Source organism: Bradyrhizobium sp. USDA 4451 (genome assembly GCF_054822585.1).
The window spans coordinates 5761911-5785400 of the sequence record NZ_JBTRCH010000001.1 but is presented as its reverse complement, the minus strand read 5'-3'; the positions used below and the strand labels follow the sequence as shown (position 1 = coordinate 5785400).

The following is a 23490-nucleotide window of genomic DNA, read 5'->3' as shown; positions in this document are numbered from 1 at the left end:
ATCTTCGCACGGGACCGCAGCCTGGCTGCCGTCCCCGGCTTGACCCGGTCATTGGTTCGGCCCGCCCAGACAGCGCAGCGGTCGACGCCGGCGCGTCTCGTCAGAAAGCCGATATTGCCGCGGCGTACGGACGCTGCAATAAGCCCCAGCTGTGCAGAGATCGCTGGTGACCCCACAGCATCAGGTCCGTATAGGATGGCATCTCAGAACAACAACAAGCCTCTCGAGGGAGCAAACCCAATGAGCTTTTCACGACGCACGCTGCTGAAGGTCTCCGCCGCTTCCGCCGTCCTGGGCGGAATTGGCGCGCCGTATGTCGCGCGCGCCCAGTCGGCCGAGTTCTCCTATAAGTTCGCCAACAACCTGCCGGAGTCGCATCCGTTCGTGGCGCGTGCCCGGGAGATGGCCGCGGCGATCAAGACCGAGACCAATGGCCGGTTTGACCTCCAGGTGTTCCCGAACAGCCAGCTCGGTTCCGATACCGACATGTTGAGCCAGGTGCGCTCCGGCGGCGTCGAGTTCTTCACGCTGTCCGGGCTGATCCTGGCGACCCTGGTGCCGGCCGCCTCGATCAACGGCATCGGTTTCGCATTCCCTGACTATCCCACGGTCTGGAAGGCCATGGACGGCGAGCTCGGCGCCTATGTGCGCGGCGAGATCAACAAGGCCGGCCTCGAGGTCATGGAGAAGATCTGGGACAACGGCTTCCGCCAGACCACGTCGTCGACCAAGCCGATCACGGGTCCTGACGATCTCAAGGGCTTCAAGATCCGCGTGCCGGTGTCGCCGTTGTGGACCTCGATGTTCAAGGCGTTCGATGCCTCGCCCGCCTCGATCAATTTCAGCGAGGTCTATTCGGCGCTGCAGACCAAGATCGTCGAAGGCCAGGAGAACCCGCTGGCGCTGATCTCGGCCGCGAAGCTGTACGAGGTGCAGAAGTACTGCTCGATGACCAACCATATGTGGGACGGCTTCTGGTTCCTGATGAACCGTAGAGCCTGGGCGGCACTGCCGGACGATATCAAGACCATCGTCGCCAAGAACGTCAACGCCGCCGCCGTCAAGGAGCGCGAGGACACCGAGAAGCTCAACGCCACCGTGAAGCAGGAGCTCACGGGCAAGGGCCTCGTGTTCAACCAGCCCGAGGTCGGGCCGTTCCGGGACAAGCTGCGCGCCGCCGGCTTCTACGCCGAGTGGAAGGGCAAGTACGGCGAGAAGGCCTGGGATCTGCTCGAGAAGTCCGTCGGCAAGCTGTCCTGATCGATCAAGCGGGAGGCTTGCCAGCGGGAGATTTGCTATGGCTCATGTCGAGATGACGCCGGCCGTGGCCGGCGAGGCGGCGTCGCAGCCCCCTCGCCGCCGCTCCGTACTCGGTTCCATCGAGGCGTCGCTTGGATGGCTGGTGGAAATCCCGGCGGCGATCCTGGTCGTCGCTGAGGTCGTGATTCTGTTCGCCGGCGTGGTGTCGCGCTACGTGCTGCATGCGCCGCTGATCTGGTCCGACGAGCTCGCCTCGATCCTGTTCCTGTGGCTCGCGATGCTGGGCTCGGCGGTCGCGTTCCGCCGCGGCGAGCACATGCGAATGACCGCGCTGGTCGCGGGCGCCGGACCGCGGCTGTGGGCCTATCTCGACGTGGTCGCGACCTGCGCCGCGCTGGCGTTCCTGATCCTGATCGTGCGGCCGGCCTATGAATACGCCTACGAGGAAAGCTTCATCACCACGCCGGCGCTGCAGATCTCCAACACCTGGCGCGCGGCGGCGCTGCCGGTCGGCACCTGCCTGATGGGGCTGTTCGCGCTGCTGCGGCTGGCGCGGGTCGGTAGTTTCAAAACCTTCCTGCTGGCGGCGCTGACCGTGGTCGTCCTGATCGGCCTGTTCTGGCTGGCGCAGCCGATGCTGCGGCCGCTCGGCAATCTCAATTTGATCATCTTCTTCGTCGGTGTGGTCGGCTTCTGCGTGTTCGCCGGCGTGCCGATCGGCTTTGCCTTCGGCATGGCGATCTTCGGCTATCTGGCGCTGACGACACGGACGCCGCTGATGGTGCTGGTCGGCCGGATGGACGAGGGCATGAGCCACCTGATCCTGCTGTCGGTGCCGCTGTTCGTCTTCCTCGGCCTCTTGATCGAGATGACCGGCATGGCGCGCGCGATGGTCGCGTTCCTGGCGAGCCTGCTCGGACATGTCCGCGGCGGCCTGCATTACGTGCTGGTCGGCGCCATGTATCTGGTCTCCGGCATCTCCGGATCGAAGGCCGCCGACATGGCCGCCGTCGCGCCGGTGCTGTTCCCCGAAATGAAGCAGCGCGGCGCCAAGCCGGGCGATCTGGTCGCCCTGCTCGCCGCGACCGGCGCGCAGACCGAAACCATTCCGCCGAGCCTCGTGCTGATCACGATCGGCTCGGTCACCGGCGTCTCGATCTCGGCGCTGTTCACCGGCGGCCTGTTGCCGGGCGTGGTGCTGGCGATCACGCTGTCGGGGCTGGTGTGGTGGCGCTACCGCGGCGAGGATCTCAGTCACGTGCAGCGCGCCTCCGGCAGCGAGATCGGCAAGGCGCTGGTGTTCGCCCTGCCCGCATTGGCGCTGCCCTTTGTGATCCGCTACGCCGTGGTCGAAGGCATCGCGACCGCCACCGAAGTCTCGACCATCGGCATCGTCTACGCCTTCGTCATCGGCCTGTTGATCTACCGCAAATTCAACTGGCGGCGGCTGCTGCCGATGCTGATCGACACCGCGTGTCTGTCGGGCGCGATCCTGTTCATCATCGGTACCGCGACCGGCATGGCCTGGGGTCTGACCCAGTCCGGCTTCTCGCGGGCGCTGGCGGCGTCGATGGCCGGGCTGCCCGGCGGCTCGGCGACCTTCATCGCGGTCTCGATTCTCGCTTTCGTGATCCTCGGCAGCGTGCTCGAGGGCATCCCGGCGATCGTGCTGTTCGGACCGCTGCTGTTTCCGATCGCGCGCCAGGTCGGCGTCCACGAGGTGCACTACGCCATGATCATCATCCTGGCGATGGGCATCGGACTGTTCGCGCCGCCGTTCGGCGTCGGCTATTATGCCGCCTGCGCCATCGGGCGCGTCGATCCGGCCGAGGGTATCCGGCCGATCTGGGGCTACATGCTGGCGCTGTTGATCGGCCTGATCATCGTTGCCATCTTCCCCTGGATATCGATCGGTTTCCTGTAAAGCACCTTGCGGATGGATAGAGCCATGAGTGCAGCTCAAAACCAGTACTCGATCGGGTTGGACAAGACGCCGGCCAATTACGTGCCGCTGACGCCGCTGAGCTTCCTGGCGCGCTCGGCCGCTGTTTATCCCGACCATCTCAGCGCAGTCTATGAAGGCCGCAGCTTCACCTGGAAAGCGACCTACGAGCGCTGCAAACGGTTCGCGTCCTATCTCGCGGGCCACGGCATCGGCCATGGCGACACCGTCGCTGCGATGCTGCCGAACATCCCGGCGATGAACGAGCTGCACTTTGCGGTGCCGATGACCGGCGCGGTGCTGAATGCACTCAACATCCGGCTCGACGCGGCGTCGATCGCGTTCCAGCTCGATCACGGCGGCGCCAAGATCATCCTCGTCGATCCCGAATTCTCCGGCGTGATCGCTGAGGCCTTGACGCTGATGAAGGGCGCAAAGCCGTTCGTGATCGACGTCGACGATGCGGCGTTCGCCGGCGGCAAGCGGATCGGCGAAATCGAATATGAGGCGGCGGTCGCGGCAGGCGATCCGGCCTTCGTGGAGCGGTCGCCGGCCGACGAATGGAACGCGATTGCGCTGAGCTATACGTCGGGCACGACGGGCAATCCCAAGGGCGTGGTGACCCATCACCGCGGCGCCTATCTCAACGCCGTCAGCAACATCCTGGCCGGCAATCTCGGCCAGCACCCGGTCTATCTCTGGACGCTGCCGATGTTTCACTGCAACGGCTGGTGCTTTCCCTGGACCATTGCGGCGACCGCCGGCGTCAATGTCTGCCTGCGCAAGGTCGATCCGGCCAAGATCTTCGAATTGATCCCGAAGCACGGCGTCACCCATATGTGCGGCGCGCCGATCGTCTATAACACGCTGATCAATGCGCCCGATGCGCCAAAGAGCGGCAAGGCAAAGCCCGTCGTCGGCCTGATCGCGGGTGCGGCGCCGCCGGTTGCGGTGCTCGAAGGGGCTGAAAGCATCGGCATCAAGCTGACCCATGTCTATGGACTGACCGAAGTCTACGGCCCCGCCTCCGTCTGTGCCGAGCAGCCCGGCTGGGACGAGCTATCGGCGGATGAGCGCGCGCAGCTGAAGCGACGTCAGGGCGTGTCCTATCCATTGCAGGAAGGCGTCACGGTGCTCGATCCCGAGACCATGCGCGAGGTGCCGCGCGACGGCGAGACCATCGGCGAGGTCATGTTCCGCGGCAACATCGTGATGAAGGGCTATCTGAAGAACGAGAAGGCGACGCGGGAGGCCTTCGCCGGCGGCTGGTTTCACACCGGCGATCTCGGCGTGCTCGACGAGCACGGCTACGTCATCATCAAGGACCGCTCCAAGGACATCATCATCTCCGGCGGCGAGAATGTCTCGTCCGTCGAGGTCGAGGACATCCTCTACAAGCACCCGGCCGTGCTGTTCGCGGCTGTCGTCGCCAAGCCCGATCCGAAATGGGGTGAAGTGCCCTGCGCCTTCATCGAGCTGAAGGACGGCGCCAAGGCGACCGAGGCCGAGATCATCGCCTATTGCCGCGAGCACATGTCGGGCTTCAAGACGCCGAAATCCGTGGTGTTCGGCGTGATCCCGAAGACATCCACCGGCAAGATCCAGAAATTCCTGCTGCGCAACCAGGTCGGATCAGCCAAGGCGATCTCGGCCTAACAGCGCCACATACCCGCTGTCGTCCCCGGCTTGACCCGGGACCCATAACCACGAATGCCGATTGTATTGCAAAGCTGGAGCGACAGCTTACTTCAACAACGATGCCCTGTGGTTATGGGTCCCTGCTTTCGCAGGGACGACAGCGAGTATGTGGCGCCTCGCTCTGGATCAACTGGATTTTCAGCCGGCCCGATCGAGCGTCAGCCGCATGCCGTCATAGGCCGGGATCACACCGGCCGGCAGGCTCTGCCGCAGCACCTCGTAGTCGAGGTCGGAATGCATGTTGGTGATGACGGCGCGCTTCGGCTTGAAGCGCTCGATCCACGACAGCGCGTCCGCAACGCTGAAATGGCTGGGATGCTGCGCGTAACGCAGGCCGTCGACGATCCAGAGCTCAAGACCTTGCAGCGCCGGCCAGCTCTCCTCGGGAATGTCGTGCAGATCGGGCGTATAGGCGGCATCACCGATCCGGTAGCCGAGCGCCGGGATCCGGCCATGCTGCACCAGGAAGGCTTCGAGCTTCAGCGGACCGCCCTTCCCTTGGACCGTGTGGCTCTCGCCGGCCTCGATCGAATGCCGGGTCAGGATCGGCGGATAGTCGCTGCCTTCAGGCGAGATGAAGCAATAGGAGAACCGGGCCATGATGTCCTTGGCGGTCGACTGATTGAAGTAGACCGGGATGCGGCGGCGCTGGTGCAGCACGACCGATCGCAGATCGTCGATGCCATGGGTCTGGTCGGCATGCTCATGGGTCAGGAACACCGCGTCGATATGCTCGACATTGGCGTCGATCAGTTGCTCGCGCAGGTCTGGCGCGGTGTCGATCACCACCCGCGTGGTGCCGTGCTCCATGGTGCGCTCGGCCATGATCGAACAGCGGCGACGGCGATTTTTCGGATTGTTGGGATCGCAGGCGCCCCAGCCGAGCGCCGGGCGCGGCACGCCGGCGGATGAGCCGCAGCCCAGGATGGTCAATCTCAGCGTCATGCAGCAACCTTCGGCGCCGGCACCTTGGAGAACAGCCGGAAGAAGTTTTCGCTTGTCTGCCGCGAGATCTCCTCCAGGGAGACGCCGCGGGTTTCGGCGAGCACCTTGGCGACCTCGACGACGTAGGACGGCTCGTTACGCTTGCCGCGGAATTTGCCGGGCGCAAGATACGGCGCGTCGGTCTCGACCATGATGCGGTCGGCCGGCAGCTCGGCGGCCAGCGCGCGCAGCGTGTCCGACTTCTTGAAGGTCAGGATGCCCGTGAACGAGATCGAAAGCCCGAGCGCGATCGCCTTCATCGCGAGCTCGCGTCCGCCGGTGTAGCAGTGCAGGATGGCCTTGAACGGGCCCTTCGCGACTTCCTCCTCCAGGATGCGGCCGCAATCCTCGTCGGCCTCCCTTGTGTGAATGACGAGCGGCAGGCCGGTTTCACGCGCAGCCGCGATGTGCGCACGAAAACCGCGTTCCTGCGCCTCGCGCGAGCCGTGCTCGTAGAAATAATCGAGTCCCGCCTCGCCGAGCGCCACGACCTTCGGATGCCTGGTGAGTTCGATCAGTTCGCTGGCCGGGATGCCGTCCTCTTCATCGGCATGATGCGGATGGGTGCCGACCGAGCAGTAGACGTCTGGAAAGCGCTCCGTGATCGCGAGCAAGCCGCCGAGCCGCTTCACGCGGGTCGAAATCGTAACCATGCGGCCGACGCCGGCCGCTTCGGCGCGGCCGACGATCCCGTCGAGATCGTCGGCGAAATCAGGAAAATCCAGATGGCAGTGACTGTCGACCAGCATGAATTTCGAACCGCTCATTCGGTCTTCGGTTCCACGTAGCGCGGGAACACGCCGACAGGCGCCGGCAGCGCCGTGCCCGGCTTGATCCGCTCCGCGATCGCCGCGAAGCTGCGCGCATCCGCCGGAATGCCGAGGCTGTCGAGCATCTTGCCGCAGGACTCCGGCATCACGGCCTGCGCCATGATCGCGATCTGCCGCACGACTTCGGCAGTGACATAGAGCACCGTCTTCTGGCGCGCCGGATCGGTCTTGGCCAGCGCCCACGGCGCCTCGCCGGCAAAATAGCGGTTGGCCTCGGCGACCACGGCCCAGACCGTATTGAGCCATTGATGGATCTGCTGCGTCGCCATCGCGGTCCGCGACGTCTCCAGCATGGCATCGGCCTGCGCCAGGATCGCCTTGTCGTTGTCGGTGAATTCGCCGGGCTCCGGCAGCACGCCGCCGAGCTGCTTGGCGATCATCGACAGCGAGCGCTGCGCCAGATTGCCGAAATCATTGGCGAGGTCGGCATTGATGCGCGCGACGATGGCTTCATGGTTGTAGTTGCCGTCCTGGCCGAACGGCACCTCGCGCAGGAAGAAGTAGCGCACCTGATCGACGCCGTACTGGTCGGCAAGATTGAAGGGATCGACCACGTTGCCGACCGACTTCGACATCTTCTCGCCCCTGCTGAACAGGAAGCCGTGCGCATAGACCCGCTTCTGCAGGGGAATGCCGGCCGACATCAGGAAGGCCGGCCAGTACACCGCGTGGAAGCGGATGATGTCCTTGCCGATGATGTGCACGTCGGCCGGCCAGTAGCGCCAGCGCTTGTCGCTCTCGTCGGGATAGCCGACGCCGGTGATGTAGTTGGTCAGCGCATCGACCCAGACATACATCACATGCTCGGGATCGTTGGGGACCTTGACGCCCCAGTCGAACGTCGTGCGCGAGATCGAGAGATCCTTCAGTCCGCCGCGCACGAAGCTCATCACCTCGTTGCGGCGCGAATCCGGGCCGATGAAATCGGGCTGGCTCTCATAGAGCTGCAACAGCCTGTCCTGGTAGGCCGAAAGCTTGAAGAAATAGCTCTTCTCCTCGACCCACTCGACCGGCGTGCCCTGTGGGCCGCGGCGGACATTGTCCTCGCCGACCGTGGTCTCATCCTCGGCGTAGTAGGCCTCGTCGCGCACCGAATACCAGCCGGCATAGGTGTCGATATAGATGTCGCCATTGTCCTGCATGCGGCGCCAGATCTCCTGCACCGATTTGTGGTGAGCAGGTTCGGAGGTTCGGATGAAGCGGTCGAACGAGACGTTGAGCCGTTCGTCCATCTCCTTGAACCGCGCCGCATTGCGGGTCGCGAGATCGTGCGGCGTCATCCCCTCGCCCTGCGCGGTCTGGATCATCTTCTGACCATGCTCGTCGGTGCCGGTCAGGAAGAACACGTCCTTGCCGTCGAGCCGCTGGAAGCGCGCCAGCGCGTCGGTCGCGATCGCCTCATAGGCGTGACCGATATGCGGCTGGCCGTTCGGATAGGCGATCGCGGTGGTGATATAGTAGATGTTGCCGCGATCTGCGGCGGGCGCGGATACAGGAGCCGCGGCGGCGGGTTTGGGCGGCTTCGGCGCGCGGACGGCTGCCGGTCTCGACGCCTTCCCGGCAGCCGGCGCTTTCTTCGGCGGAGCGGGCTTCTTTGCAGCCGGTACGACAGCCGCTGCGGCGGCCTTCTTCGGCGCGGCCTTGGTGGCCTTCGCGCCGGCTTTCTTGACCGTCTTCTTCGCAGCCTTCTTCACGGCCTTCTTGGCAGCCTTCTTCGCTGCCGACGTCTTGGCTCCCGTCGTTTTGGCTCCCGTCTTGGCCTTGGCGGCCGTCTTCGCCGCCTTGGTGACGCGCCCGCCCTTCTTGGCCGTGCGCGACTTCGCCGCGGCTTTCCGGGTCGCGCGGGCGGGCGATGCCTTCTTCGTCTTCTTGGCCTTGTTCGACGATTTCTTCTTAGCGGTCGCCACCACGGAATCCTTTGCAGATCGAAACGAGATTGTCGGGAGTGTTGTCAGGCAGATTGCTTTTAGACTGGTGTTTTCAGACTTGGCGTCTACCGGGTCGCGTCCGCGAGCATCGAAAACACCGAGAAAACCAGCGGCTTGCGCTCCAGATTGTAGGCTTCGGTATCGCGCGCGGCGCGGACGATCTTTTCCCATACCTCCGCCAGCCGTGCAAGGCGCGGCAGGTTGGCATTGACGTCGCCGCTGCGCATGCGCTCGCTCATCCAGCGATCGATGCCGTCGACGAAGGCGGCGAGCGCGACGCGGTCGCTGGTGCCGAGCGCATCACCCAGTGCATGCAGCTCGCGCGGATCGACGCTCGGCAACGTCGCGAGCAGCGCGGCCGTGCGCTGCTGCAGCTTCAGCGTATCGCCACCGAGCAGCGACAGCGCCCGCCCGACGCTGCCCTCGGAGGCCGCCGCGGCTTCCAGCAGCGCCGGATCCGCAGCGTCGATATCGATTGCGGCCGCAGCTGCGCGCACTACGTCGCCGGTCTCCAGCGGCCGCAGCAGCAATTTGCGGCAACGGGACAGGATGGTCGGCAGCACCCGCGACGGCGCGTGGCTGACCAGCAAAAACAGCGACCGCTGCGGCGGCTCCTCGAGGATCTTCAGCAGCGCGTTCGCAGCGTTCGGATTGAGCTCGTCGACGGTGTCGACGATGCAGACGCGCCAGCCGTCGACCGCGGCGGTCGAGCCGAAGAACGAGATCGTCTCGCGCGTCTCGTCGACCGTGATCACCGTGCGCATGACGCCGCGGTCGTTGAGGCCGCGCTCCAGCACCAGCAGCCCGCCATGGGCACCGGCCGTGATCTGCCGCGCCACCGGATCTGTGGGATCGACCCGCAGCGTCGGCGCGGCCTGGACCTGGGACGATCGCGGATTGCGAAACGCCAGCACGAACCGCGCCATGCGGTAGGCCAGCGTCGCCTTGCCGATCCCCTGCGCGCCGCCGATCAGCCAGGCATGCGGAATCCGTCCGCTGCGATAGGCATCGAGCAAGGTGCTCTCCGCCTCGCGATGCCCGAACAGATCGGAGGTTTCGCGCGGATGCCGAGCCGGGCTCTCCTGTTCGACCTTGCGCGCGCTCATGCGGGACTGTCCGCGGTGAGCGTTGCGCGCAGATGCTCGCGCAGCGCGGCCCATATCGTGGCCGTGACGGTATCCGGATCGGGCGTGGCGTCGATCAGGATGCAGCGCTCCGGGTCTTCGGCCGCGATCCGGCGGTAGGCGTCGCGCAAATCCTGATGGAACTTGATGCCCTCGGCCTCGAAGCGGTCGGCCGTGGCGTTGCCGCGGCGCGCGGCGGCGCGTTGCAAACCAACCTCGACCGGCACGTCGAGGATGAAGGTCAGATCGGGCTTGAGATCGCCGATGGTGACGCGCTGCATGGCATTGACGAGACCTGGCGGCACCTGCCCAAGCTGGCCCTGATAGGCGCGGGTGGAATCGAAGAAGCGATCGCACAGCACCCAGATGCCCTGGTTCAGCGCCGGCAGGATCACGGTGCGGACATGGTCGTCGCGCGCGGCGGCAAACAGCAGCGTCTCGGCTTCGGGCCCGAGCAGCTTGCCCATTCCCGACAGCACGAGGTGACGGATGATCTCCGCGCCCGGCGAGCCGCCGGGCTCGCGGGTCACGATCACACGCAGCTTGGCGGTGTCGAGCCGTTCGGCGAGCTTGCGGATCTGGGTCGATTTCCCGGACCCCTCGCCGCCCTCAAAGGTGATGAAGCGACCGCGCAAGCTCGGCCGTTGGAGTGCTGCGTCCGCCATGTCAGAGCTTCTCGACTCCTGCGCGGAACATGCCGATCACCAGCTCCTGGGCGCCGTCCAGCGCACGGCGCATCGTCGATCCCGTGCCGACCGCATCCGCCGCGTAGACCGGCGTCTCCATCGCGACATTGGCGCCGCGCCACACGCGCACCACGCCGATCTTCTGGCCGGCCGTGATCGGCGCCTTGACCGGGCCGCTATAGATGACGCGCGCGAGCAGCTTGTCGTTGCCGTTCTTCGACACCATCACCTTGATCGGATCGGGACTCACCAGCTTGACCGATCGGCTCTCGCCGCCGAACACGCGGGCGTAGCCGACCGGCTGATTGGCCGCGATCAGGACCCGGGTCTCGAAGCTGCGAAACCCCCATTCCAGCATCTTCTTGGCTTCGGTCGCGCGGTCCTCGGAATCCTCGAGGCCATTGACCACCACGATCAGCCGCGTGTCGTTCTGCACCGCCGAGCCGACCATGCCGTAGCCGCCTTCCTTGGTGTAGCCGGTCTTCAGGCCGTCGGCGCCGGGCAACGCATTCAGCAGCGGATTGCGGTTCTGCTGGCGGATCTTGTTCCAGGTGAATTCCTTCTCGCCGAACAGCTTGTACCGGTCCGGATAGGTCAGGATGATGTGCCGCGCCAGCACCGCGAGTTCCCGCACCGTCATCTTGTTGGCGGGATCAGGCAGCCCGTTGGAATTGCCGAAGGTCGACTTGGTCATGCCGAGCTCGCGGGCGCGCTTGGTCATGAAGTCGGTCGCGAACGTATGCTCGTTGCCGGCAATGCCTTCGGCGAGCGCGATGCAGGCGTCATTGCCGCTCGGGATGATCGCGCCATGCAGGAGGTCGTCGACCGAGACCTTGCTGTTGATGGCCGCGAACATGGTCGAGGTCCCGGACGGCGCCCCGCCGCGCCGCCAGGCGTTCTCGCTGATCCGGTATTCGTCCGTGAGCTTGATGTCGCCCTTCTTGATGGCGTCGAACACCACCTCGGCGGTCATCAGCTTCATCATGCTGGAGGGCGCGCGCAGCTCGTCGGCGTTCTTCTCGAACAGCACGCTGCCCGAGGAGGCCTCGACCAGGATCGCGGTCGGCGCATCGCCGTCGAACCCGCCCTCTTCCTTCTTGGCGCCCTGGACGCTGTTGTTGGCCGCGTAGGCCACCCCGCCGCAACCGATCGCCAGCGCGACGGCGGCCGCGACCAGGCCGCGCCAGTGCCGCCCGGCGCGAGCTAGTAACGTGCGGGGAACTGCGGTTGGGGCTGGCATCGGCGATGTCCTGAAAGACTGCGTTCTAACAGCTGGAAGTATCGCAAACAACTGAGGTTTCTGCGCTTGTGCACGGCCGGCTGGATTGCCGGCGGCATTGAACGTCCGTATCCTTGGAACCAGCTAGCGACAGCAGAACCAGCAAACAAGGCGGAAACGCGAATGTCATCCTCCCGCACCATTTCCGCCAACGGCATCGACTTGTTCGTGCGCGAGGCAGGCCAAGGCCCGCTGGTCGTGCTCTGCCACGGCTGGCCGGAACTGTCCTATTCCTGGCGGCACCAAATCGCGGCACTTGCCGCTGCGGGCTTCCGGGTCGTCGCGCCCGACATGCGCGGCTTCGGCCGGACTAGCGCCCCGGCTGATGTCGGCGCCTACACGATCTTCGATACCGTCGGCGACATGGTCGCACTTGTCGCTGCGCTCGGCGAGAAGCAGGCGATGGTCGTCGGCCATGATTGGGGCGCGCCGGTCGCCTGGCACGCGGCCCTATTCCGTCCGGACATCTTCACCAAGGTCGCCGGCCTCAGCGTGCCGCCGCCATTCCGTGGTCGCGGCCGCCCGCTGGAAACCCTGCGGGAGAGCGGAATCACGAATTTCTATTGGCAGTACTTCCAGCCACCGGGCGTCGCCGAGGCTGAGTTCGAGCGCGACATCGCCCACACCATGCGGCTGGTGCTCGGGCGCGGCGTCTCCGATCCGAGCTCAATGTTCGTCGACGAGGCCAAGGGCTTCCTCGGCAAGCTGCCGACCGGAATGCCGCTGCCGGCTTGGATCACCGAGGCCGACATCGCCGAATTCGCGGACGGCTACCGGCAGTCCGGATTCCGCGGCGGCCTGAACTGGTACCGCAATCTCGACCGCAACTGGGAGCTGACCGCGCCTTGGCAGGACGCGCAGATCCATCAGCCGTCGTTGTTCATCGCCGGCTCGAACGATTCTGTCATCACCGGGCTGATCGGCGCCAAGCGGGTTGCGGACATGGAGCGCGTGCTGCCGAACCTCAAGCAGAAGCTCATCATCGAGGGCGCCGGCCACTGGATCCAGCAGGAGCGCCCCGGCGAGGTCAACGCGGCGCTGATCGCGTTTCTGAAGTGATCAGAGGAAGTATCTGATTCAGTAGAGGCCGCGCCCGCTGAGGACTTCGGCGGGCCCACGCGCGTCGATCGGCACATAGGCGGCCGCCGGGCTCGGAGTTGCGGCATAGCGCGGGTCACCCTCGTAGGAGACTTCGCGCTGATTGTTCGCGACGCGGCGGTGCGACCGGCTTGAGGCCGACATTTCGGAGGTCGCGTTCACCGAGGCGTAGTCGGCCTGGGTGTTGCCGAGGCTGTAGGGCCGCCCTTCGGGCAGCGGGACATCGCCGCGGATCCGGCCGGCCGAAGACGACACTTCCGGGATGAATGGCCGGGCCGAGGCGACCCGGACCATCGACGGTGACGGCGCCGGCGTGCCGGTGCGCAGGGTCGCCATCAGCTGGCGGTCGTCCGACCCCTCCAGCGGCGCCCGGCCGACATATTCGACGCGGACGCGGGCGACGCCATTGCCTTTGAAATCAAGCAGTTCGGCGGCTTTGTTCGAGACGTCGATGAGGCGGTTGCCGTGGTAGGGGCCGCGATCGTTGACGCGGACGATGAGCGATCGGCCGTTGCTGAGGTTGGTGACCCGCGCGTAGCTCGGCATCGGCAAGGTCGGATGGGCGGCCGTCAGCGAGCCCATGTCGAACACCTCGCCATTGGCGGTCAGGCGGCCGTGGAAATCATCGCCGTACCAGGACGCCATACCTTCGGCGCGGTAATTCTCGTTCTCCTCCGGCACATAGGTGCGGCCGGCGACGACATAGGGCTTGCCGACGCGGTAGGTGCCGCCGCCCTTCGGCACGGGGTCACCCAGCGCCACGACGCGCGGGCTCGACGATACGCCGTATTTGGGATCGATCCGGCTGGCGAGGTTTGAGTTGGCGCAATTGGCGAGGACGAGGCACGTCGCCACCGCAGCGGCGCTGCGCGCCGTCCGGATCATCGAATCTGGCCGTCTAGTCCCCATCTGCCCCAAGTACCATTCTGCCGGACCCGCGCCTACTCCGAGGCGCTGAGAACGATTCTGTCACTGTGCGGCCCACCTCCGCACCGGATGGTGAAGATATCGCAACCGGAACACGGCGGAAATGGGGAGAGCTGCCCGGCGGTGGCGTCTTGGTGAATGGTCTGTTGCGTCCCCTCCGTCGTTCTACTGACCCTCGGCCATGCAAAACGCCCTCGCCTGTCCCGCTATCAGACACACTGTTGCAGCAAATCATCAGTCGGGGGGCATCTTGGATTCCGACAATTGAATCTTTTTGACTGTGCAAGGCTGCAATCGTTTTCTCCTCCGCGTGGGGCGCAAAGGAAGTTTGCGATGATCGAGACGGTTACAGCGGTGATGGGCCTGGTGAGTGCGGCGATCTTCTTGGCGCATGCCGTGGAAGGCTATCGGTACCGGGCCTGACGGTCCGTCGAAAGGCGGAAAGACGCGTCACCTCTTTCCAGGAGCGAATGTTCGGAAAGCTTTAATCAATTCGGATGAGCATCGGTTGAAAGCAGGTGTATCATGCGTAATCACGATTTGGTCTCCGACGGATTTCTGACCCTGACCGCAGCAAGCCTCGTGCTGCTGTGCTCCAGCCTGCTGGCGTTCGCATTCGGCTGAACGCGCGACGCCCTGGGTGCGATCCGCGCCTGCGCGACGACAGGCATCCCTCGCCGACCCATGGTCGGCGCCAATCCCGAAATCTCCGTGATACCGGCTAAAGCATGTACGTAGCGATGCAATCGCAGACGCTTGCCTTGCCTCGTCGGCACAGCGTCTGCGCTGTCTTCGCCCGGCCTCACTCCTCGTGCACGCTGCACACTGGTAGGGAGCAGACTGACGGATGACCGGCGCGGTCAGAGAGGGAACATCCGCTCTCCTCATCAGCACGGATGGCCGGCTCCTGTTGCAGCGGCGCGACGATCTTCCCCACGTCTCCGATCGCGGAAAGGTCAGCCTGTTTGGCGGCCAGCGCGAAGGTGCCGAGAGCTTCCTGGAATGCGTCGTTCGCGAGATCCATGAGGAGATTGGCTATTATCTGCCGCCCGAGCGGTTTGAGCTGATCGGCCGGTATTCCGGACCGGATCATGTGACGCCAGGCGGTACCCTGCGCGGCGAGGTGTTCCTCGCCCGCGACGTGCCTGTCGACCAGCTGAACGTGACCGAAGGCCGCCTCGAGATCGTCGCCGTCGACGAGCTCGAACGGATCAGCGACCTGCTCGCGCGCCCCGCGGCGTATGCGCTGGCGATCTTCCTGAAGCGTGATTTATCCGAGTGACGACACCAGCTCGCGGACGAGTTCGTCGAGCATGGCCAGCGCGACCGCCGGATGGGCGACGTCGATATCGTCCACGTGCCAATACGTCACCCTGCCCGCGACCTCGGGGAACCGGCGCTCGATCAGCGGACGGTGCTCTGCCTCCTTGAGCGCGATCACCAGGTCGGCACCGTCGAAATCGGCCAATGAGCAGGGCTGCGGATAGCGCGTTGCGCCCTCCGGAACGATGCCCTCCGCGCGAAGGCGGTCATCGGTGAAGACCGACATCGGCCCGACATTGTCGGGCGAGCCTCGCTCAGCCGCACCCCTGGAGGATGCGTGCCATGCCAGACGCTTGGTCTTGGCGAGATGGTTGAACAGCTCTTCCGCGTAGCGGCTTCGATAGTAATTGCCGGTACAAAGGAACAGGACGCGCTTCATATTCAAATTCAGTCTGTTGGCTGCCGGTGAACCGAGCGAACGACCTATCCGACAGCGGCGTTCCTGCCAAGTTCGCGTTGCGTTCGGCGCCGCCCTACGGTAAGGGCCTGATCCGATCGATCCGGAAGGGTGGCCGAGTGGTTTAAGGCACCGGTCTTGAAAACCGGCGTGCCCGCAAGGGTACCGTGGGTTCGAATCCCACCCCTTCCGCCAGTCAAGCGAAAAAGGCCAATGTTCTCAGCATCTGGCGGCTTTGACTTACCAATCGCGACTAACCAAAAATGCTACCGAGCGCCCGGGTACACCCTAGGGCACTCGGCAGTGTATGCCCCTACCCGGGCGATCAACTTCTGATAGCATCTCTCCCGATTCCGATTCGGCCATTTTCGATCGCTAGTCGAGGTTGTTTTCAATGGCGAAAGCCAGTAAGCGCACCAATCCCATTATTCTACGAGCTGGAATGTCAATCGGCACCAATGCAGCCGAGTTCGACGACGATTTCCTGCTACCGTGCTTCATTCATTATCCGCCCGTCGACCTCTGCTTGGATGTCGGTTCGCGCGGCATGGTTGTCGATGGCCGCACGGGGGCGGGTAAGACAGCCATTCTTAAATACATTGCCACCAAGGCGACAAACTCGGTCACCATTGATCCGACCGAGATGGCTATGAGCTACGTCACCAATTCAGACGTGCTACGATTCCTTCAAGCCATCGGCGCTGATCTTGATCTAACCTTTTCGGTGCTGTGGAAATCCTCGCGGCATCTTGTTCGTTTGCTGTAATCGGAATTGTTGGTTCTGGCCCGTAGAGCGCTGCGCTTATATCTGCGCGGAGATTGGGTCCGTATTGTTCGCCGTCAGAATTTTACCTATTGGCTTAATTAGGATGCAGCCTTTGAACCACTCGCGTTGTTCCTGTGGCGTCAGTATCTCGCCGGTCGGCACCGGCATTGACAGCGGTGAAGTTGACTGCGGCATGGGTAGTGGATCGGCGCTGCGATGCCGTTCGCCCAACCTAAAGCGAGCGTTTAGCGACGGAATTTTGTTGAGTAGTGAATTCCACCCTAGTTCAGTCTCGCGGATGCTGCCCCATTGCTTCAAGTTCTCCGGTACATTGTTCTGTTGGTATTGCTCGCACCATTGCAGCCAACGCCCTAGCATCCTTCCGTCGTCGCCGTTGTAATGCAGCCATGCCGCTTGCTTCCATGCTGCGGTGATCGCGATCCATTCGTGACGATCAAGGTTGTTCGGATCGCAGTCACATAGGGCTTGTTCGCACCAATCCGGCCCCGGTGCGGACAACAATGGATCGCCCAACGGATGCCGACCGCCGCTTGTGTTGGTGGTGTCGATGTTTGCCAATGCGATTTCGAGCATTGCCGGATCGATGGGCTTGCCATAGCCGCCAAGCGACCAACAGGTGATCAGGTGCGGTTCCTGCGGCCGTTTAAGATGGATTGGCACCGAATGGTCTGAACGTTGGCGATCTCATATCGACCGCTGCCGTTCATGTCGTTGATGTTGATGAAACAGCCATACCCCAACGCTTGCCAAGCGATGATCTCATTCCAAAGATCGCAAAGCCTGCCACGACGAGGGATCGCGGGCACCGTCTTGTTCGTATCGTGAATTAGACGAATATCGATGATCGCGGTGTTGGCATCGTTGCCGGTCAACGCGCCGACGAACGCGAAAGCATGGTCATAGCTTTGTGCTGGCGATGGCCCGCTATCGAACGCCGCGATTGACAACTTACCAGTGATCAGCGCGCAGGGCTTGCGGTCAGGCTCGGGAATGTGTACGGTCACGGTGCGTTCTTTCTTGGTCGGAAGGCGCGTTGATTACAGGCGGCTCAGTTTGCGACACTGAGCCGCCTTTCTCTTTTTTGGCTACGCGGCGGACTTGGAGGTTCGGCAGGCGGCTTCCAGCGCTGTGCGCGCAATGCTGGCTTGCTCGTGCGCTGCGGCGGCCACTTCCGGTCTCGCGCTCTCCACAAGCCGGTCAATAGCCGCCTGGACGATTTCCTTCTGTGCCGCACGCACGGCGCGTCGGCGGTTTCGCCAGTCGCGAAAATATTCAGGGCTGTGTCTTTGGAACTGCATCGCCTGTTGCCTCCGTTGTGGTTAGCGCAAACCGTGATGCGCTGATCCACCCTGCCCCGTCCAATTGGCGTTCCGATCAAGAGCAGTCAGGAACGGTCGGACGATCGAATAGATTTGTGAAAAACTGGGTGCGGCGGAGCAACCGTCCGCTCAGAAATCATTATTTTCAACACCATGTGGCGACCTACTCACCACAGCGGACTACGATCACTAACCAAATGGCCGTTCGCGATGGTCTCAGAGGGGAGTGTTTCGGCACAATGACCCGTTCCCTCAATGGCCCGCAGGATCGCGAGCGCGGCCAGCCCATGCGGTCGTTGGATCAACACGGCAGGAAGCGTCCGGCGGCGGCCGGGCTTGCCTGCAACGCTCCGGATGATCTGCCAAATTGACATTGCATGAGAAAGGTTGTGTCGTTCACCCGTTTCTATTTGTGAGGATGATTCTTAAATTATGCAGGCATTGAAAATTATCGGCGGAATTGTCGCGTTTGCTGTCGCGATACCGGTTGCGATGTTCGTCTACTTCTTTGTTCAGGCGAGCAACGAAATCCGAGGCTGCACACGGATAGCCGCCACGCTAGTCACTCACCAAATCGATCTCACCATCTCGTTTAGACCCTAATTGCTCGTGACGGCTCTTGATCGGCTAAACTTGTGGATAGTCATAACGATAGCGGCGATTATGATTGTTGGTGAGCGCTCGTGACGCCGCCAAGTTACGGGCACCCCTTCCGCCACCGTCCCTTTGATCTTGTTGAACTGTTTCTCGGGTGCGGGCGATCCCCGGGCAAAAACGTCGCTTGACGATGGATGACCAGGAAGCGTTCGACGGGGCGCGGCGAACGTCTGTTGATCGCATCCGTATGGAAGCTGTGGCGCAAATTTAGATATCCATGGCGTGGGGAGACCATTCGTTATCGTTCTCCGCCGGAAGTTACGCCGCAATGGCCGCCCCATGCGGCGGATACTCCGGTCGTAACTCACCGGACAGAGTAAAAGCCCTGCTATTCAGGTGGCGGCCAGCCCTTCCTCGGTGAGCGCCTTGACGACCGAGGGCATCTTCCTCATCCGCGCAAGATAGCTGCCGAGCTGTTCCGGCACTTCGACCCCGAACATGGCGGCCCACGACAGCATCACGAACAGATAGAGATCGGCGATCGTGATCTGATCGCTCACCAGGAATCGCTTGGCGCCGAGTTGCTCCGCGATCGTCGTGAAGCGCCTGTCCAGCATCTGCCGGGCCTTGTCCTTTTCTGCGTGCGGCGCGTCGAAGAAGTATGGCCTGAAGTTGACGTGGATCTCGGTTGTCATGAATTCGGTGGCTTCCAGCGCGCGCCAGCGGACCAGGCCATCCAGCGGCAGGAGTTTGCCGGTCAGTTGCGCGATGTAGGCAAGAATGACGAGGTTCTCGGTCAGGATCGTCCCATCGTCGAGTTCCAGCGCAGGCGTATAGCCCTTGGGATTGATCTTCCGGAAATCACGGCCGTCTTCCGTCTGCTTGTCGCGACCAACGCGGACAAGTTTGTGAGGCAGGCCGGCCTCGATCAGCGCGATGTGGCTGGCCTGGCTGCACGCGCCGGGCGCGTAATAGAGGATCATAAGGCTCTCCGTAGTGGTGGGGTGAAGCATGTTCGAGGTCTACGTGGTCAACGATATTGACCACCACCACCTAAGTGACTATCGGAGGCCTTCCAAGAACGCATATTTTTGGGAGCAAGTCAGATGGATATGCCTTCGTCACCCGAGGCTCCCCCCGACTGCCGCCAGGTCAGCGAGGTACTCAGCCGCGTAGGAGACAAGTGGACGATGCAGGTGGTGGTTGCGCTTCGCGATCAGCCGCGCCGTTTCAACGAGCTGAAGCGTCAGGTCGGCGACATCTCGCAGCAAATGCTGACGCGAACTCTGAAAACGCTCGAGCGGGACGGCATGGTTGAGCGGACTGTCTGTCCCACCACACCCCCGCAGGTCGAATATACGCTGACCGCGCTGGGGCACTCGCTGTCGGAACCTGTGCGGCATCTGGCGCAGTGGACGCGCGCGAACATAGCAACCATTCACGCCAACCGTTCGCGATACGACGCAAGTCACTGAGGCTGGTCGAGCGAACGGGATAAGCCACTATCTGGTCTACGCCCGTGACGGCGTCTTTCTGCCTGCTACTCGAAGAAGCAGGACTGTAGCGGGTTTCAGGTGGCTATGACGCAGACATAGTGCCCATCTTCATCGTTCCCGGCCCGCCAGCGCCCCGGTCGCGCGCGCCGTGCTGCCTCACTCAGATCCAAGAGCAAGACCACGCGGGTGCGGAGGCGACAACGATCGAACAGACAGCATAGAGGTAACAGGCTGCGCGCAGCCGTATCCCGTAACCTCCCGCTACGCGCGATCCGCAGAAAGTGAACGCTCCGGCGTTGTACGGTTGTTTCTGAATATTGCCCGGGCCGAAGTCGCGATGGTAGCGCTGAGACGCAATGCGTCGCGCACTTCCGTGGCTTTTGGCCGTCATTTTTCTGGTCGCTTTTGTCGCTTCCTTTGCGGAGTTGCAAAGGATGCGCAGCCGCTTCGGGGAAGTATCGCGGCACGCCTTTCACGATCATGCCGCGGTGCGCGAATTCATGATCCGCGCCGCGCTCAGTGGCGCAACGGCGCCGATCGTCGTGCTTGGCGACAGCATCACTGAAATGGCGCCGCTGCCGCGGCAGCTTTGCGGACGTCCGGTCATCAATGCCGGCGTTGGCGGCCAGACCATTTGGGAGGCAACGCGCCTTGCCGGGCGCCTGCTCGCCGACCAGGACGCGTTCCTGCTCGTGCTCGCAGTCGGCGCGAACGATGCCGGATCGCCAACGGCGCAACGCGACTTCGCCGACCTCATCGACACCGTCAAGCCGCTGTCGACGCGGCCGCTGGTGGCGATTGCCGTGGCCGCCGACGGCGCGACCAATCAGGCGATCGAAGCGGCCGCGGCCGCGCGCGGCATTCGCTTCATCGACCCGCATCTGCCGTCCGGCGCGAAGATGCCCGACGGCATTCACTTCACCGCTGCCGCGTACCGCGCCTGGGTGCCGGCGCTCGAGGCGGCGATCTCGGCGGAATGCACCATGTGATCCGGGGACGGATTGCCTTGTGCGGTTCACCCGGTCTATTCAAACCAGACCTCGCGTGCTGGCAACGGCGGCCGGCTCACGCCAGCCGCTGGGCATTTTGGAGCATTCGTGGCATCTTCATCGCCATTCAGTTGGGCATGGCCACCATCGTGCGCGCCGCTCGGGCGGTGGACGGCCATGTCGGGCACCCGGCCGCATTGCAGTGATCCCTCGTTTGGCGCTCGCTGTGGCAGCGTGAAGCGAAATTCATATTCGGATGAATGATTGAGGTGATCGGATGATTCAAAGTCACGAGGAGAAGCCGGACATTGGTCCGGGAAGCGCGGCCCCGTGGTTTTCACAACAAACGCTCTCAGTTCCGAATTATACGTTTTCGACCGCTGCCGGCCGCTATCTCGCACTCTGTTTTCTTGGCAGCGCGGGTGACGATCCGGCACGCGAATTGATCCAGCAGGTTCTGGACGCGGCTGACGTTTTCAACGGAAAGCACGCGGCCTTCTATGGCGTGACGGTCGATCAAAAGGACAAGGCTGAGCAGAAGATATCCGAGAGAGACGGTGTTAAGTACTTTTTGGATTTCGACGGCAAAGTTAGCCGTCTCTACGGGGCAATTTCGGAGGGCCAAGCCAAGCAATCCCGCTACACACGGATGTGGGTGCTGATCGATCCAACGCTGCGGGTAATCGGCTTGCTTCCGATTGCGCGAACCTCCTGGCTGATATCGCACCTGCGTTCTCTGCCGCCGCCAGATCGCTTCTCTGGAATACGTTTGCAGGCGCCAATCCTCTATCTGCCGAATGTCTTCGAACCGAGCTTCTGCAAGCGCCTGATCGATCTTTATGAGGCGAACGGCGGCCAAATGTCCGGCGTCATGCGTGAGATCGACGGCAAGACGGTCGGTGTGACGGACCTGCGATTCAAGGCGCGGAGAGATTATCTTCTGGACGATGTCGAACTGAGGCGGCAGGTCGACCAGAGAATCGATCGAGCGATCGTCCCGGAGATTGCCAAGGTTCACCAATTCAAGGCCACTCACATCGAACGATACATGGTCGGCTGCTACGACGCCGCCGACAACGCGCACTTTGCGCCCCATCGTGACAACACGACCAAGGGAACGGCCCACCGCCGCTTTGCGGTTTCAATCAATCTAAACCAGGATTTTGAGGGAGGCGAAATCGGTTTTCCCGAATACGGACCTCAATCATTCAAGCCGCCCCCGGGGTGCGCCGTGGTCTTCTCTTGCTCATTATTGCACGCCGTGAGTTTGGTCACGCGCGGAAGGCGCTATGCTTTCCTCCCCTTCCTCTACGACGAAGCGGCTGCGGAGATCCGCGATCAAAACCGGAGCTTCATTACAAAGCCCGATCAGTAACGGGTCTCGCTGCCGGTGGATGACCGATTTGGATTTTCATCGACGTCAGCAGCCGCGGCATATGGTCTTGAGCTTTGCGTTCAGTTTTGCGTTCTCGTCGGCAAGCATCTCGACAACGCTTCGCTTCTTCGATGGCGCTTCTGAAGTACCTGATGGCGCGGTCTTGCCTTTCTCCGGGCTGCTGCCAGCGATCGACGCGGCCTTGTCATAGCAGGACAGTCGATCGCTCGCGTTCGAAATGGCCGAGCATCCGGAAGTTTGAGCGGCCGCGCCATGACAAAGGATGATAAGACATGCAGCGAACGGGACAATCCTCATCTAAAACTCCTTCGAGTAAACATAAACGGCTTGGCTTCGCGTTACGGCAATTGTCGAGCTAACCCGCAAGGGGTCAATAGCATTCTTCACACCAAGCGATCAGCCGCCTGCCAGCTGATACAACGGACCCTGGGTCGTTTGCCGCGTTTTCCCGATTGACCAACGTCAGGTCTGCCGGACGAACTCCGGGATCAGGCCGGAGATCTCCTGCGGGGCATCCTCGACGCAGTAGTGCCCGACACCGGCAAGACGCCTGATCGGGGCCGCCGGGAAGATCGCGGAAAACAGCGGCAGGAAATGCTCGGCACGCAGCGTGCGGTCCGCCTCGCCCCAGATCGCGAGCGCGGGCTTGCTGCGGATCAGGCGGTCGGCGGCGGGATCGGGTGCCGCGAACGTATGCGCGCCGGTGGCAAAGCCCTTGGCCCACCCGATCGCGCCGAGGCAATCGGCCGGACGCGCGAACGGCGCGCCGTAGGCCGAGAGCCAGGCGTCGGTGATGACCGCATTGTTCTCGAAGCCGTTGAGTTTCAGCGTGCTCAGGATGTTGAAGCCGAGCTGTCCAAGCACCGGTTCGAGCTCGCCGCTTGCCTCGGCCCTGGCGATCCATTGAAACCAGGGCGACGCCGCGGCGTTGGCGACCATGCGCTCGACCAGGTCGCGCTGCCCGAACGGCGTCGGCCCGTTGGCCGAGATGATGCGCCGGATGCGATCCGGATGGCGCGCGGCGAATCCCATGCCGACCGGACCGCCGAAATCATGCATGACGAGGGTGATGTCGGTGAGGTCGAGTGCGCCGACCAGCGCTTCGAGATTGTCGACATGGTCCTGCAGCCAATAGCTGCGCTGCGCCGGCGTCGCGCTCTTGCCGAAGCCCATGTGATCCGGAACGACCACGCGATGCGTTGCGCTCAGCACCGGCACCAGATGGCGGAACAGATAGCCCCAGGTCGGTTCGCCGTGCAGGCACAGCACCACCTCGCCGTCCCGCGGGCCTTCGTCGAGATAGTGCATCTGGAAGCCCGGAGCTGCGCTGAAATGTGGCGCGAACGGAAAGGTGCCGTCGAACGTGGCGTCGGCTTGGATCATGGCGAACCTCACGATGGTTTTAACTTGAAACCAACGTGTATCGCTTG

23 protein-coding genes and 1 tRNA gene are annotated in these 23490 nt (G+C 63.2%); 11 read left to right on the top strand and 13 right to left on the bottom strand.

Annotated features, from left to right (window positions below; all coding sequences use genetic code 11):
* Positions 1 to 240: 240 nt before the first annotated feature.
* From ACVMB0_RS26655 to ACVMB0_RS26645, 3 genes are read left to right on the top strand one after another with little or no spacing between them, the layout of a single operon-like run.
* Positions 241 to 1260 (top strand): TRAP transporter substrate-binding protein, encoded by a 1020-nt coding sequence (locus tag ACVMB0_RS26655; protein ID WP_018271684.1) that lies wholly within the window; start codon positions 241 to 243, stop codon positions 1258 to 1260.
* Positions 1261 to 1297: 37 nt separating this feature from the next.
* Positions 1298 to 3184, top strand: coding sequence for a TRAP transporter large permease (locus tag ACVMB0_RS26650; RefSeq protein WP_461348192.1), 1887 nt, complete (start codon positions 1298 to 1300; stop codon positions 3182 to 3184).
* Positions 3185 to 3208: 24 nt separating this feature from the next.
* Positions 3209 to 4858, top strand: a complete 1650-nt coding sequence (locus ACVMB0_RS26645) for an acyl-CoA synthetase (protein ID WP_461348191.1) — start codon at positions 3209 to 3211, stop codon at positions 4856 to 4858.
* A gap of 180 nt (positions 4859 to 5038) precedes the next feature.
* On the opposite strand, the gene ACVMB0_RS26640 is transcribed toward ACVMB0_RS26645, so the two are convergent.
* The 6 genes from ACVMB0_RS26640 to ACVMB0_RS26615 all read right to left on the bottom strand — a co-directional run bounded on the left by ACVMB0_RS26640 (position 5039) and on the right by ACVMB0_RS26615 (position 11692).
* On the bottom strand, positions 5039 to 5845 hold the full coding sequence (locus ACVMB0_RS26640; protein WP_461348190.1) for an MBL fold metallo-hydrolase: 807 nt from the start codon (positions 5843 to 5845) through the stop codon (positions 5039 to 5041).
* The gene (locus tag ACVMB0_RS26635; protein ID WP_461349715.1) at positions 5842 to 6633 is read right to left on the bottom strand and encodes a TatD family hydrolase; all 792 of its coding nucleotides are present in this window, start codon (positions 6631 to 6633) and stop codon (positions 5842 to 5844) included. The genes ACVMB0_RS26640 and ACVMB0_RS26635 overlap by 4 nt, the downstream gene beginning before the upstream one ends.
* A gap of 14 nt (positions 6634 to 6647) precedes the next feature.
* Entirely contained in the window at positions 6648 to 8621 is a 1974-nt protein-coding gene (gene metG / locus ACVMB0_RS26630; protein ID WP_461348189.1) for a methionine--tRNA ligase, read from the bottom strand.
* 86 nt (positions 8622 to 8707) lie between these two features.
* Positions 8708 to 9748, bottom strand: a complete 1041-nt coding sequence (locus tag ACVMB0_RS26625; protein ID WP_461348188.1) for a DNA polymerase III subunit delta' — start codon at positions 9746 to 9748, stop codon at positions 8708 to 8710.
* Positions 9745 to 10431, bottom strand: a complete 687-nt coding sequence (gene tmk / locus ACVMB0_RS26620) for a dTMP kinase (protein WP_461348187.1) — start codon at positions 10429 to 10431, stop codon at positions 9745 to 9747. Before tmk ends, ACVMB0_RS26625 begins: the two co-directional genes overlap by 4 nt.
* 1 nt (position 10432) lies before the next feature.
* Entirely contained in the window at positions 10433 to 11692 is a 1260-nt protein-coding gene (locus ACVMB0_RS26615) for a D-alanyl-D-alanine carboxypeptidase family protein (protein WP_456754757.1), read from the bottom strand.
* A 162-nt stretch (positions 11693 to 11854) separates the two neighbouring features.
* Between ACVMB0_RS26615 and ACVMB0_RS26610 the strand changes: the two genes are divergently transcribed.
* Positions 11855 to 12790 carry an alpha/beta fold hydrolase gene (locus ACVMB0_RS26610; RefSeq protein WP_456754758.1) on the top strand — a complete coding sequence of 312 codons (936 nt, stop codon included), beginning with the start codon at positions 11855 to 11857 and terminating at the stop codon, positions 12788 to 12790.
* Positions 12791 to 12808: 18 nt separating this feature from the next.
* On the opposite strand, the gene ACVMB0_RS26605 is transcribed toward ACVMB0_RS26610, so the two are convergent.
* A complete protein-coding gene (locus ACVMB0_RS26605) occupies positions 12809 to 13738 on the bottom strand; it encodes a septal ring lytic transglycosylase RlpA family protein (protein ID WP_461348186.1) in 930 nt (309 codons plus the stop codon).
* An 865-nt stretch (positions 13739 to 14603) separates the two neighbouring features.
* On the opposite strand from ACVMB0_RS26605, the gene ACVMB0_RS26600 reads away from it, so the two are divergent.
* A complete protein-coding gene (locus ACVMB0_RS26600) occupies positions 14604 to 15038 on the top strand; it encodes an NUDIX domain-containing protein (RefSeq protein WP_461348185.1) in 435 nt (144 codons plus the stop codon).
* On the opposite strand, the gene ACVMB0_RS26595 is transcribed toward ACVMB0_RS26600, so the two are convergent.
* On the bottom strand, positions 15027 to 15458 hold the full coding sequence (locus ACVMB0_RS26595; RefSeq protein WP_461348184.1) for an arsenate-mycothiol transferase ArsC: 432 nt from the start codon (positions 15456 to 15458) through the stop codon (positions 15027 to 15029). The two genes, ACVMB0_RS26600 and ACVMB0_RS26595, sit on opposite strands and share 12 nt — an antisense overlap.
* Before the next feature lie 123 nt (positions 15459 to 15581).
* Between ACVMB0_RS26595 and ACVMB0_RS26590 the strand changes: the two genes are divergently transcribed.
* Together ACVMB0_RS26590 and ACVMB0_RS26585 are read left to right on the top strand one after the other, a co-directional pair.
* Positions 15582 to 15671: transfer RNA gene (locus ACVMB0_RS26590), tRNA-Ser, on the top strand.
* A gap of 247 nt (positions 15672 to 15918) precedes the next feature.
* Positions 15919 to 16242 (top strand): hypothetical protein, encoded by a 324-nt coding sequence (locus tag ACVMB0_RS26585; RefSeq protein WP_461348183.1) that lies wholly within the window; start codon positions 15919 to 15921, stop codon positions 16240 to 16242.
* A 36-nt stretch (positions 16243 to 16278) separates the two neighbouring features.
* Here ACVMB0_RS26585 and ACVMB0_RS26580 read toward each other — a convergent pair whose 3' ends face one another.
* The 3 genes from ACVMB0_RS26580 to ACVMB0_RS26570 all read right to left on the bottom strand — a co-directional run bounded on the left by ACVMB0_RS26580 (position 16279) and on the right by ACVMB0_RS26570 (position 19162).
* The gene (locus tag ACVMB0_RS26580; protein ID WP_461348182.1) at positions 16279 to 16923 is read right to left on the bottom strand and encodes a hypothetical protein; all 645 of its coding nucleotides are present in this window, start codon (positions 16921 to 16923) and stop codon (positions 16279 to 16281) included.
* Positions 16884 to 17267 carry a hypothetical protein gene (locus ACVMB0_RS26575; protein WP_461348181.1) on the bottom strand — a complete coding sequence of 128 codons (384 nt, stop codon included), beginning with the start codon at positions 17265 to 17267 and terminating at the stop codon, positions 16884 to 16886. Before ACVMB0_RS26575 ends, ACVMB0_RS26580 begins: the two co-directional genes overlap by 40 nt.
* 1304 nt (positions 17268 to 18571) lie before the next feature.
* Positions 18572 to 19162, bottom strand: a complete 591-nt coding sequence (locus ACVMB0_RS26570) for a glutathione binding-like protein (RefSeq protein WP_461348180.1) — start codon at positions 19160 to 19162, stop codon at positions 18572 to 18574.
* Between the two features lie 123 nt (positions 19163 to 19285).
* Between ACVMB0_RS26570 and ACVMB0_RS26565 the strand changes: the two genes are divergently transcribed.
* The 4 genes from ACVMB0_RS26565 to ACVMB0_RS26550 all read left to right on the top strand — a co-directional run bounded on the left by ACVMB0_RS26565 (position 19286) and on the right by ACVMB0_RS26550 (position 22039).
* Positions 19286 to 19654, top strand: coding sequence for a winged helix-turn-helix transcriptional regulator (locus tag ACVMB0_RS26565; RefSeq protein ID WP_461348179.1), 369 nt, complete (start codon positions 19286 to 19288; stop codon positions 19652 to 19654).
* A gap of 521 nt (positions 19655 to 20175) precedes the next feature.
* Positions 20176 to 20664 carry an SGNH/GDSL hydrolase family protein gene (locus tag ACVMB0_RS26560; RefSeq protein WP_461348178.1) on the top strand — a complete coding sequence of 163 codons (489 nt, stop codon included), beginning with the start codon at positions 20176 to 20178 and terminating at the stop codon, positions 20662 to 20664.
* A complete protein-coding gene (locus ACVMB0_RS26555) occupies positions 20652 to 20870 on the top strand; it encodes a hypothetical protein (RefSeq protein ID WP_461348177.1) in 219 nt (72 codons plus the stop codon). Before ACVMB0_RS26560 ends, ACVMB0_RS26555 begins: the two co-directional genes overlap by 13 nt.
* Before the next feature lie 71 nt (positions 20871 to 20941).
* On the top strand, positions 20942 to 22039 hold the full coding sequence (locus ACVMB0_RS26550) for a 2OG-Fe(II) oxygenase (RefSeq protein WP_461348176.1): 1098 nt from the start codon (positions 20942 to 20944) through the stop codon (positions 22037 to 22039).
* A 45-nt stretch (positions 22040 to 22084) separates the two neighbouring features.
* Here ACVMB0_RS26550 and ACVMB0_RS26545 read toward each other — a convergent pair whose 3' ends face one another.
* Positions 22085 to 22357 (bottom strand): hypothetical protein, encoded by a 273-nt coding sequence (locus ACVMB0_RS26545; RefSeq protein WP_461348175.1) that lies wholly within the window; start codon positions 22355 to 22357, stop codon positions 22085 to 22087.
* 165 nt (positions 22358 to 22522) lie between these two features.
* Positions 22523 to 23443, bottom strand: coding sequence for an alpha/beta fold hydrolase (locus ACVMB0_RS26540; protein WP_461348174.1), 921 nt, complete (start codon positions 23441 to 23443; stop codon positions 22523 to 22525).
* Positions 23444 to 23490: the final 47 nt, after the last annotated feature.

Bases quoted from the DNA above. Each gene is read 5' to 3' on its own strand.
- ACVMB0_RS26655 (WP_018271684.1), top strand. From the start codon at position 241: ATGAGCTTTTCACGACGCACGCTGCTGAAGGTCTCCGCCGCTTCCGCC.
- ACVMB0_RS26650 (WP_461348192.1), top strand. From the start codon at position 1,298: ATGGCTCATGTCGAGATGACGCCGGCCGTGGCCGGCGAGGCGGCGTCG.
- ACVMB0_RS26645 (WP_461348191.1), top strand. From the start codon at position 3,209: ATGAGTGCAGCTCAAAACCAGTACTCGATCGGGTTGGACAAGACGCCG.
- ACVMB0_RS26640 (WP_461348190.1), bottom strand. From the start codon at position 5,845: ATGACGCTGAGATTGACCATCCTGGGCTGCGGCTCATCCGCCGGCGTG.
- ACVMB0_RS26635 (WP_461349715.1), bottom strand. From the start codon at position 6,633: ATGCTGGTCGACAGTCACTGCCATCTGGATTTTCCTGATTTCGCCGAC.
- ACVMB0_RS26625 (WP_461348188.1), bottom strand. From the start codon at position 9,748: ATGAGCGCGCGCAAGGTCGAACAGGAGAGCCCGGCTCGGCATCCGCGC.
- tmk (WP_461348187.1), bottom strand. From the start codon at position 10,431: ATGGCGGACGCAGCACTCCAACGGCCGAGCTTGCGCGGTCGCTTCATC.
- ACVMB0_RS26615 (WP_456754757.1), bottom strand. From the start codon at position 11,692: ATGCCAGCCCCAACCGCAGTTCCCCGCACGTTACTAGCTCGCGCCGGG.
- ACVMB0_RS26610 (WP_456754758.1), top strand. From the start codon at position 11,855: ATGTCATCCTCCCGCACCATTTCCGCCAACGGCATCGACTTGTTCGTG.
- ACVMB0_RS26605 (WP_461348186.1), bottom strand. From the start codon at position 13,738: ATGGGGACTAGACGGCCAGATTCGATGATCCGGACGGCGCGCAGCGCC.
- ACVMB0_RS26600 (WP_461348185.1), top strand. From the start codon at position 14,604: ATGACCGGCGCGGTCAGAGAGGGAACATCCGCTCTCCTCATCAGCACG.
- ACVMB0_RS26595 (WP_461348184.1), bottom strand. From the start codon at position 15,458: ATGAAGCGCGTCCTGTTCCTTTGTACCGGCAATTACTATCGAAGCCGC.
- ACVMB0_RS26585 (WP_461348183.1), top strand. From the start codon at position 15,919: ATGTCAATCGGCACCAATGCAGCCGAGTTCGACGACGATTTCCTGCTA.
- ACVMB0_RS26570 (WP_461348180.1), bottom strand. From the start codon at position 19,162: ATGATCCTCTATTACGCGCCCGGCGCGTGCAGCCAGGCCAGCCACATC.
- ACVMB0_RS26565 (WP_461348179.1), top strand. From the start codon at position 19,286: ATGGATATGCCTTCGTCACCCGAGGCTCCCCCCGACTGCCGCCAGGTC.
- ACVMB0_RS26560 (WP_461348178.1), top strand. From the start codon at position 20,176: ATGATCCGCGCCGCGCTCAGTGGCGCAACGGCGCCGATCGTCGTGCTT.
- ACVMB0_RS26555 (WP_461348177.1), top strand. From the start codon at position 20,652: ATGCACCATGTGATCCGGGGACGGATTGCCTTGTGCGGTTCACCCGGT.
- ACVMB0_RS26550 (WP_461348176.1), top strand. From the start codon at position 20,942: ATGATTCAAAGTCACGAGGAGAAGCCGGACATTGGTCCGGGAAGCGCG.
- ACVMB0_RS26545 (WP_461348175.1), bottom strand. From the start codon at position 22,357: ATGAGGATTGTCCCGTTCGCTGCATGTCTTATCATCCTTTGTCATGGC.
- ACVMB0_RS26540 (WP_461348174.1), bottom strand. From the start codon at position 23,443: ATGATCCAAGCCGACGCCACGTTCGACGGCACCTTTCCGTTCGCGCCA.